Raw genomic sequence first — 8,026 nt, 5'->3', positions numbered from 1 at the left:
GTGCCGCACCCGCCGGTGCACCCGACCCCGGCGGCGGTCGCCGCCGCCCCGGCCGCACCGGTCGCGCCCCCGCAGGACGCCGCCGAGGCAGCCCACGCCGCCACGTTCGGCAGCGTCGACGAGGAGGGCAACGTCTCGGTGCGCGAGGCCGCAGGCGAGCGCGTCGTCGGCCAGTACCCCGGCGCCACGCAGGAGGAGGCTCTCGCGCTCTACGTGCGGCGGTTCCTCGACCTGCAGGCCAAGGTCACCCTGTTCGAGGCCCGGCTCGGCGCGACGGACCTGTCCGTCAAGGAGATCGACCAGACGCTCGCGCGGCTCACCGACGAGGTGGCCGAGCCGGCCGCGGTCGGCGACCTCGACGGCCTGCGCGCTCGTCTCGAGGCCCTCCAGGCGACCGCAGCCGAGCGCCGCGCGGCGGCCGAGGTCGAGCGGGCGGCGGCCCGCGAGGCGGCCGTGGTCGCGCGGACCGAGATCGTCGAGCAGGCCGAGAAGATCGCCGCGACGGACCCGTCCCGGATCCAGTGGCGCCCGGCCGGTGAGCAGCTGCGCACCCTGCTGGACCAGTGGAAGGAGGCGCAGCGCTCGGGGCCGCGCCTCGACCGGCCCACCGAGGAGTCGCTCTGGAAGCGGTTCAGCCACGCCCGGACCACGTTCGACCGTGAGCGCCGGCATTTCTTCGCCGAGCTCGAGACGCGCAACGCCTCGGCGAAGCACGTGAAGGAAGAGCTCGTCGCCGAGGCGGAGCGTCTGCAGTCGAGCACCGACTGGGGCGCCACGGCCGGGGTCTTCCGCGACCTCATGGCCCAGTGGAAGGCCGCAGGCCGCGCCAGCCGTGCCGACGACGACGCGCTGTGGGCCCGCTTCCGCGCCGCCCAGGACGCCTTCTTCGCGGCGCGCGACGCCCAGTCGGCCGCGACCGACGAGGAGTTCCGCGGGAACCTCGAGGTCAAGGAGGCGCTCCTCGCCGAGGCGGAGGCTCTCCTGCCCGTCACGGACCTCGTGGCCGCCAAGGCTGCGCTGCACAAGATCCAGGACCGCTGGGAGGCCGCCGGCAAGGTCCCGCGCGGTGACGTCCAGCGCATCGAGGGCCGTCTGCGTGCCGTGGAGACCGCGGTGCGGGACACGGACCAGGCGCAGTGGCGCCGCACCAACCCCGAGACACGCGCACGCGCCGAGGGTGCTGCGGCCCAGCTCGAGCAGGCCATCGCCGGGCTCGAGGCGGACCTCGACCGGGCCAAGGCGGCGGGCGACACGCGTCGCATCGCCGACGCCCAGGCCGCCCTCGACGCCCGGCGCGCGTGGCTCGAGCAGGTGCAGCGGGCCGCGCAGGACGCGCGCGGCTGACCGGACCGTCGACGCAGGCCCTCGTCCTCACCCGGCCGGGGGCCCGCGTCGTCCACAGGTCCGCTCCGGCGCCCACGGCGGCCCCGCCGGCCGCCATGCTGCACGGGTGAGCAGCCTTCTCGACGACTACCGCGCCACCACGCTCACGCTCCCCCGCACCGTCCGTCGCCAGGACGTCGGGTCCGCCGCGTGGTTCGGCCTGCTCCGCGACGGCGTCCTGCGCCTCGTCTGGGGTGACGTCGCCATCGCCGCCGACCTGGACGACACCCCCGAGCTCCGTGCCACGGCGCTCGCGGCCCTCGTGCCGTCCCGCGGCGTCATCGGCCGGAGGACCGCCGCGTGGGTCCACACGGGAGCACACCCGCCCGACCGCGTCGACGTGCTGGTCCGGACCGGCGGCCGGCGCACCGACCCGCATCCCGCCCGGGTCGCCGCCGAGGCGGTCCTGGCGCCCGACGACGTCGTCCGGGTGGGGGACCTGCGCGCCACCTCGGTGCAGCGGACCGGCGTCGACCTCGCCCGGATTCTTGAGCCCGACGAGGCCGTCCCGCTGCTCCACGACCTGCAGGCCGTCGGCTTCGACCCCGACCGGGCGGTGACGCACCTGGCGACCCTGCGAGGGCACCGCGGGATCCGCCGGGCGCACGCCACCCTGCAGCTGCTCGGCGACGTCAGGCCCGGATGACCGGCTCCTCGGCGGCCTTGGCCCCCGTGATGCGGTAGACGTCGAACACGCCCTCGACCTTGCGCACGGCGGCGAGCACCGACGCGAGATGGTTCGGCTCGGCCATCTCGAACACGAACCGCGACAGCGCGACCCGGTCCCGGGACGTCGAGACGGACGCCGACAGGATGTTGACGTGCGAGTCGGACAGCACGCGCGTGACGTCGGAGAGCAGGCGGCTGCGGTCCAGCGCCTCGACCTGGATCTGGACCAGGAACAGCGACGTGCTGTTGTGGCTCCAGGCGACGTCGACCATGCGCTCGGGCTCGGCCCGCAGGCTCTGCACGTTGATGCAGTCGCTGCGGTGCACGCTCACGCCGGCGCCGCGGGTCACGAAGCCGACGATGTCGTCACCCGGAACGGGTGTGCAGCACTTGGCCAGCTTGACCCAGATGTCGTCGACACCCTTGACCGCGACGCCCGGGTCGCCGGTGCGCACCCGGCGCTGCGTCTGGCCGGGCCGCGCGACCTCCGCCAGGTCCTCCTCGGCCGCGGTCTCGCCGCCCATCGACTGCACGAGCCGCTGCACGACCGTCGCCGCCGAGACCTGCCCCTCGCCGATCGCGGCGTACAGGGCGGACACGTCGGCGTACCGCATCTCGTTGGCCAGGGCCACCAGGGACTCGTGCGACAGGAGGCGCTGGATCGGCAGGTTCTGCTTGCGCATCGCCTTGGCGATGGCGTCCTTGCCGTGCTCGATCGCCTCCTCGCGGCGCTCCTTCGAGAACCACTGGCGGATCTTGTTGCGCGCGCGGGGGCTCTTGACGAAGCCGAGCCAGTCCCGGGACGGCCCCGCGGTCTCGGACTTCGAGGTGAAGACGTCGACGACGTCGCCGTTCTCGAGCGACGAGTCGAGCGGGACCAGGCGGCCGTTGACGCGGGCGCCCATGGTCCGGTGGCCCACCTCGGTGTGCACGGCGTAGGCGAAGTCGACCGGGGTCGAGCCCGAGGGCAGCCCGATGACGTCGCCCTTGGGCGTGAACACGTACACCTCGGAGCCGGCGATCTCGAACCGCAGCGAGTCCAGGAACTCGCTGGGGTCGGCGGTCTCCTTCTGCCAGTCGACCAGCTGCCGCAGCCACTGCATGTCGTTGCCGGCGGTGTCCGGGTCGGCCGAGCTGCCGTTCTTCGCGCTCTCCTTGTACTTCCAGTGCGCGGCGACGCCGTACTCCGCACGCCGGTGCATGTCGTGCGTCCGGATCTGGATCTCGACGGGCTTGCCGCCGGGACCGATCACCGTGGTGTGCAGTGACTGGTAGAGGTTGAACTTGGGCATCGCGATGTAGTCCTTGAACCGGCCCGGGACCGGGTTCCACCGCGCGTGGAGCGCACCCAGCGCCGCGTAGCAGTCCCGCACCGAGTCGACCAGGACGCGCACCCCGACGAGGTCGTAGATGTCCGCGAAGTCGCGGCCGCGCACGATCATCTTCTGGTAGATCGAGTAGTAGTGCTTCGGCCGGCCGGTCACGGTCGCGCGGATCTTGGCCTTGCCCAGGTCCGCGCCCACCTGCTCGCGGACAGTCGCCAGGTACTCCTCGCGGGCCGGCGCGCGCTCCGCCACCAGGTGCACGATCTCGTCGTAGACCTTGGGGTACAGCGTGGCGAACGAGAGGTCCTCGAGCTCCCACTTGATCGTGTTCATGCCGAGCCGGTGGGCCAGCGGCGCGTAGATCTCGAGGGTCTCGCGCGCCTTCTTCTCGGCCGACGCCGCGGCGACGAACTTCCAGGTCCGGGCGTTGTGCAGCCGGTCGGCCAGCTTGATGACCAGCACGCGGATGTCGCGCGACATCGCGACGACCATCTTGCGCACGGTCTCGGCCTGCGCCGCGTCGCCGTAGGTGACCTTGTCCAGCTTGGTCACGCCGTCGACCAGCATCGCGATCTCGGGGCCGAACTCCCGCCGCAGCTGGTCGAGCGAGTAGTCGGTGTCCTCGACCGTGTCGTGCAGCAGTGCCGCCGCGAGCGTCGACGGCGTCATCCCCAGCTCGGCGAGGATCGTCGCGACCGCCACCGGGTGCGTGATGTACGGGTCGCCGCTCTTGCGCAGCTGGCCCCGGTGCGCCTTCTCGGCGACGACGTAGGCCTGCTCGACCACGGCAAGGTCGGCCTTGGGGTGGTTGGTGCGCGCGGCCTGCAGCACCGGCTCGATCGCCGGGAAGGCGGCACCGCTGCGGGCGCCGAACCGGCCCAGGCGCGAGCGCATGCGGCTCGACGGGGAGTCGCTCTGCGCTGCCGGGACACCGGTCTCGGGCGTGCGGACGTCCTCGCTCATCACACCCCCTCCCACGGTCGAGGCGACAGTCTACGACCGCGCGCGGGGTGAGACGGTCACGGGGCCGGTGACGGGCCTGGTCAGGGCACCGCGACGAGCACGTCGATCGCGTGCCCGGCCAGCCGGTCGCGGCCGCGGAGGGCCTCGAGCTCGACCAGGAACGAGAGCCCGACGATGTGCGCACCGCACCGCTGCAGGAGCGACACCGTGGCGGCGGCCGTCCCGCCCGTGGCCAGCACGTCGTCGATCACCAGCACGCGTGCGCCGGCGGGAACCGTGGCGGGGTGGATCTCGATGGTCGCGGTGCCGTACTCGAGCTCGTAGGACTCCGAGGCGGTCGGGCCCGGGAGCTTGCCGGCCTTGCGGACCGGCAGCACGCCGGCGCCGAGCGCCACCGCGACGGGCGCGGCGAGCAGGAAGCCGCGGGCCTCCATGCCGGCGACGAGGTCGACCCGGCCGTCGACGCGGTCCGCGATCTCGGCGACGACGTCGGCGAAGGCCGCGGCGTCGGCCAGCAGCGGGGTGATGTCCCGGAAGAGGACGCCCGGCTGCGGGTAGTCCGGCACCAGGCGCACGAGCTGGTCGATGCGCCCCAGGACGGCCGCACGCGCGGCGGGGACCCCCGTAGGAGCCCCCGCCGCGCCGTCCGGTCCGGTCATCGCTTGCGCTTCGGCTGGGCGGTGACGCCCTGGTGGGAGCCCGGCTTGAGGGCACCCGCCGCGACGTGCAGGCCCGGGCCGACCAGCTCGGCGTCGGTCTCGCCGCCGGCCGCGCGAGCGGCGCGGGCTGCGAGGATCTTCGCCGTGTGGGCCTTGAGCGCGGGCTCGCGCTCGCGCAGGGTCACCTCGAACGGCGTCGCCAGGAAGATCGACGAGAACGTGCCGATGAGCATGCCGACGAACAGCGCCAGGGCGATGTCCCGCAGCGTGCCCGGGCCCAGGATGAAGGCGCCGACGAACAGGATCGCGCTCACCGGGAGCAGGGCGACGACCGAGGTGTTGATCGACCGCACCAGGGTCTGGTTGACCGCGAGGTTGGCCTTCTCGGCGTACGTGAACCGCGACTGGTCGAGCGTGTCCGCGGTGTTCTCGCGCACCTTGTCGAACACGACGACGGTGTCGTAGATCGAGTACCCGAGGATCGTCAGGAAGCCGATCACCGTCGCCGGCGTGACCTCCCAGCCGACGGCCGCGTACACGCCGACGGTGATGATCAGGTCGTGGAACAGCGCGAGCAGCGCGGCGACTGCCATCCGCCAGTTGCGGAAGTAGATCGTCATCACGATCGTCACGAAGACGAGGAACACCAGGATGCCGGTGATGGCCTTCTTCGAGATGTCCGCGCCCCACGAGGGCCCGATGAACGAGCTGGTGACGTTGGTCGCCTCGGGGACGTCGAACGCCGTCGCCAGCGCGCTCTTGACCTGCTCGACCTCGTCGTTGGTCAGCGTCGACGTCTGGATGCGCAGGCCGTCGGCGCCGATGGTCGTGACCTTGGGCTGCTCGTCCGGCGCGATCGCGAGGACCGTGTCGGTGGCGAGCTGCTGGTTCTCGTCGGCCACGCCCGAGACGACGAACTCGGAGCCGCCGCGGAACTCGATGCCGGGGTTGAGGCCCGGCTTGATCAGGAAGATCGCCGAGAGGATCACGAGGATGGTCGAGATCGTGAACCAGATCTTGCGCCGGCCGACGATGTCGTACGACCGCCGGCCCGTGTACAGGTCGTTGCCCCACTGGGCGAATCCGGCGGCCATCAGTGCTCGTTCCCCTCGGTGCGCCCGGACTCGGGCTCGGACTCGGTCGTCGGCTCGTCGGCGGGAGCATCGGCCGTCGCGGCCTTCTGCTCCGCCGCCTTCGCCGCGGCACGGCGCTCGGCGATCGTCAGCCCGCTCGTGCCCGCACCGACGGTGACCGGCACGCGAGGCGTGGGCTCGGCGTCCACCGGTGCGTCCTCGACGACGGCGTCCTCGACGCCCGAGGGACGCGGGCCCGTGACGACGCGGCCGCGGCCGACGTAGCGGGAGCCCTCGACGCCGAGGCGCCGCGGGTCGAGGCCGGAGAACCGGTGCCCCTCGCCGAAGAACTTCGTGCGGGCGAGCAGCTGCATCACGGGGTGCGTGAACATGAAGACCACGAGCACGTCGATCAGCGTGGTGAGACCGAGGGTGAACGCGAAGCCGCGCACCCCGCCGACCGCGAGCAGGTAGAGCACGATCGCGGCGAGGAAGTTCACGGCGTCGGACGCCAGGATGGTGCGCCGCGCGCGCTCCCAGCCGCGGTCCACCGCGGCGACGAGCGTGCGACCTTCGCGCAGCTCGTCACGGATGCGCTCGAAGTACACGATGAACGAGTCCGCCGTGATACCGATCGCCACGATCAGACCGGCGACACCGGGCAGCGAGAGCCGGTAGCCCTGCGTCCAGGAGAGCAGCGTGATCACGCCGAAGACCAGGATCCCCGCGACCACGAGCGACGAGACCGTGACCAGGCCGAGGGCCCGGTACTGCAGCATCGAGTAGAGGACGACGAGCACCAGGCCGATGAGGCCGGCGATGAGGCCCTTCTGCAGCTGCTCGGACCCCAGGGTCGCCGAGATCTGCTCCTCGCTCTGCACCGTGAAGGTCAGCGGCAGAGAGCCGAAGTTCAGCTGGTTGGCCAGGTTCGCGGCGCTCTCACGCGTGAACGTGCCCGAGATCTCGGCCTTGCCGTTGGAGATGATCACGCCGGACGCCAGGCTCGGCGCCGAGATGACCAGGCCGTCGAGCACCATGGCGAACTGGTTCTGCGGCGGGGTGGCCGCCAGACCCTGCAGCCGGGTGGTGACGTCCGTGAACTGCGTCGTGCCCTTGCTGTCGAACGCGATGTTGACGACCCACTCGTTGCCCGTACCGCCGCTGGGCAGCTGGTTCAGACCCGAGCTGGCGTTGGAGATCCGCGCCCCCTCGATCTCGATCGGACCAAGGATGTACTTCGCGCTGCCGTCCTGGCTGCACGTGACGAAGGCCTTGTCCGGGTCACCGTTGACACCGCCGGTGAGGTTCTTGGGGTCGGTGCAGTCGAGGGCGTCGAAGTCCGCCTGCACCTTCGGGGTGATGTAGTACGCCGCGTCGCTCGGGCTGTCGGGCGCCGCCTTGGTGGGCGTGTCCGACGGCGCCTCCGCCGAGGCGCTGGGCGTCGGCGTCGGGGCCGGGGTGGACCCGTCCGCTGCCGCCGCGGCCGAGGCCGTGGGCGTCGGGGTCGCCGTCGAGGTGTCCGTCGGCGTGGGGTTGCCGATGGCCAGCACCGGCCGGAACGCCATCTGCGCCGACGTGCGGACCAGCTCGAGCGTCTGCTCGCTCGGGTGCCCCGGCAGGGCGACGACGATGTTGCCGCCGCTCTGGCTCGTGATCTCCGCCTCGGCGACGCCCGAGGAGTCGACGCGCTGACGGATCACGTCGATCGCCTGCGCGATGGTCGCGGAGTCGGGCTTCTTGCCCGTCTCCGTGAGCACGGGCTGCAGGATGATCTGCGTGCCGCCCTCGAGGTCSAGCGCGAGGTTCGGCGTCCASGTCGCSGTSGACCACTTGRYSCCCGCGGCGATSGYGCCGARSAGCGCGARGATGATGAKGCCGAGCACGACSAGCGTGCGGACGGGCCTCTGACGGCGTGTAGGAGGAGCCAACGGAGTTTCTTCTCTCGTGCGCGCAC

6 protein-coding genes are annotated in these 8,026 nt (G+C 72.2%); 2 read left to right on the top strand and 4 right to left on the bottom strand.

The genetic code is table 11. The features are described 5' to 3' along the window. On the top strand, window positions 1-1,344 hold a 1,344-nt coding region (locus tag ACXJKG_RS17185; RefSeq protein WP_456846955.1), incomplete at its 5' end, for a DUF349 domain-containing protein. A 106-nt stretch (window positions 1,345-1,450) separates the two neighbouring features. Then, window positions 1,451-2,029: a hypothetical protein gene (locus ACXJKG_RS17180; RefSeq protein ID WP_456846954.1), complete on the top strand. Its 579-nt coding sequence runs from the start codon at window positions 1,451-1,453 to the stop codon at window positions 2,027-2,029. On the opposite strand, the gene ACXJKG_RS17175 is transcribed toward ACXJKG_RS17180, so the two are convergent. The 4 genes from ACXJKG_RS17175 to secD form a co-directional block, all read right to left on the bottom strand. Beyond that, complete coding sequence (locus ACXJKG_RS17175) at window positions 2,016-4,340, bottom strand: RelA/SpoT family protein (RefSeq protein ID WP_456846953.1); 2,325 nt, start codon at window positions 4,338-4,340, stop codon at window positions 2,016-2,018. The genes ACXJKG_RS17180 and ACXJKG_RS17175 overlap by 14 nt on opposite strands. Window positions 4,341-4,420: 80 nt before the next feature. Then, window positions 4,421-4,999 (bottom strand): adenine phosphoribosyltransferase, encoded by a 579-nt coding sequence (locus tag ACXJKG_RS17170; protein WP_456846952.1) that lies wholly within the window; start codon window positions 4,997-4,999, stop codon window positions 4,421-4,423. Continuing rightward, window positions 4,996-6,093, bottom strand: coding sequence for a protein translocase subunit SecF (gene secF, locus ACXJKG_RS17165; RefSeq protein ID WP_456846951.1), 1,098 nt, complete (start codon window positions 6,091-6,093; stop codon window positions 4,996-4,998). The genes ACXJKG_RS17170 and secF overlap by 4 nt, the downstream gene beginning before the upstream one ends. Then, window positions 6,093-8,000, bottom strand: coding sequence for a protein translocase subunit SecD (gene secD / locus ACXJKG_RS17160; RefSeq protein WP_456846956.1), 1,908 nt, complete (start codon window positions 7,998-8,000; stop codon window positions 6,093-6,095). The genes secF and secD overlap by 1 nt, the downstream gene beginning before the upstream one ends. Window positions 8,001-8,026 lie beyond the last annotated feature (26 nt).

Source organism: Cellulomonas sp. P5_C6 (assembly GCF_054049635.1).
Note: the sequence above shows the minus strand (reverse complement) of the source record. Positions and strands in the feature narration are given on the sequence as shown.

Coding starts and splice junctions, on each gene's coding strand:
- ACXJKG_RS17175 (WP_456846953.1), bottom strand. CDS start 4,340: ATGAGCGAGGACGTCCGCACGCCCGAGACCGGTGTCCCGGCAGCGCAG.
- ACXJKG_RS17170 (WP_456846952.1), bottom strand. CDS start 4,999: ATGACCGGACCGGACGGCGCGGCGGGGGCTCCTACGGGGGTCCCCGCC.
- secF (WP_456846951.1), bottom strand. CDS start 6,093: ATGGCCGCCGGATTCGCCCAGTGGGGCAACGACCTGTACACGGGCCGG.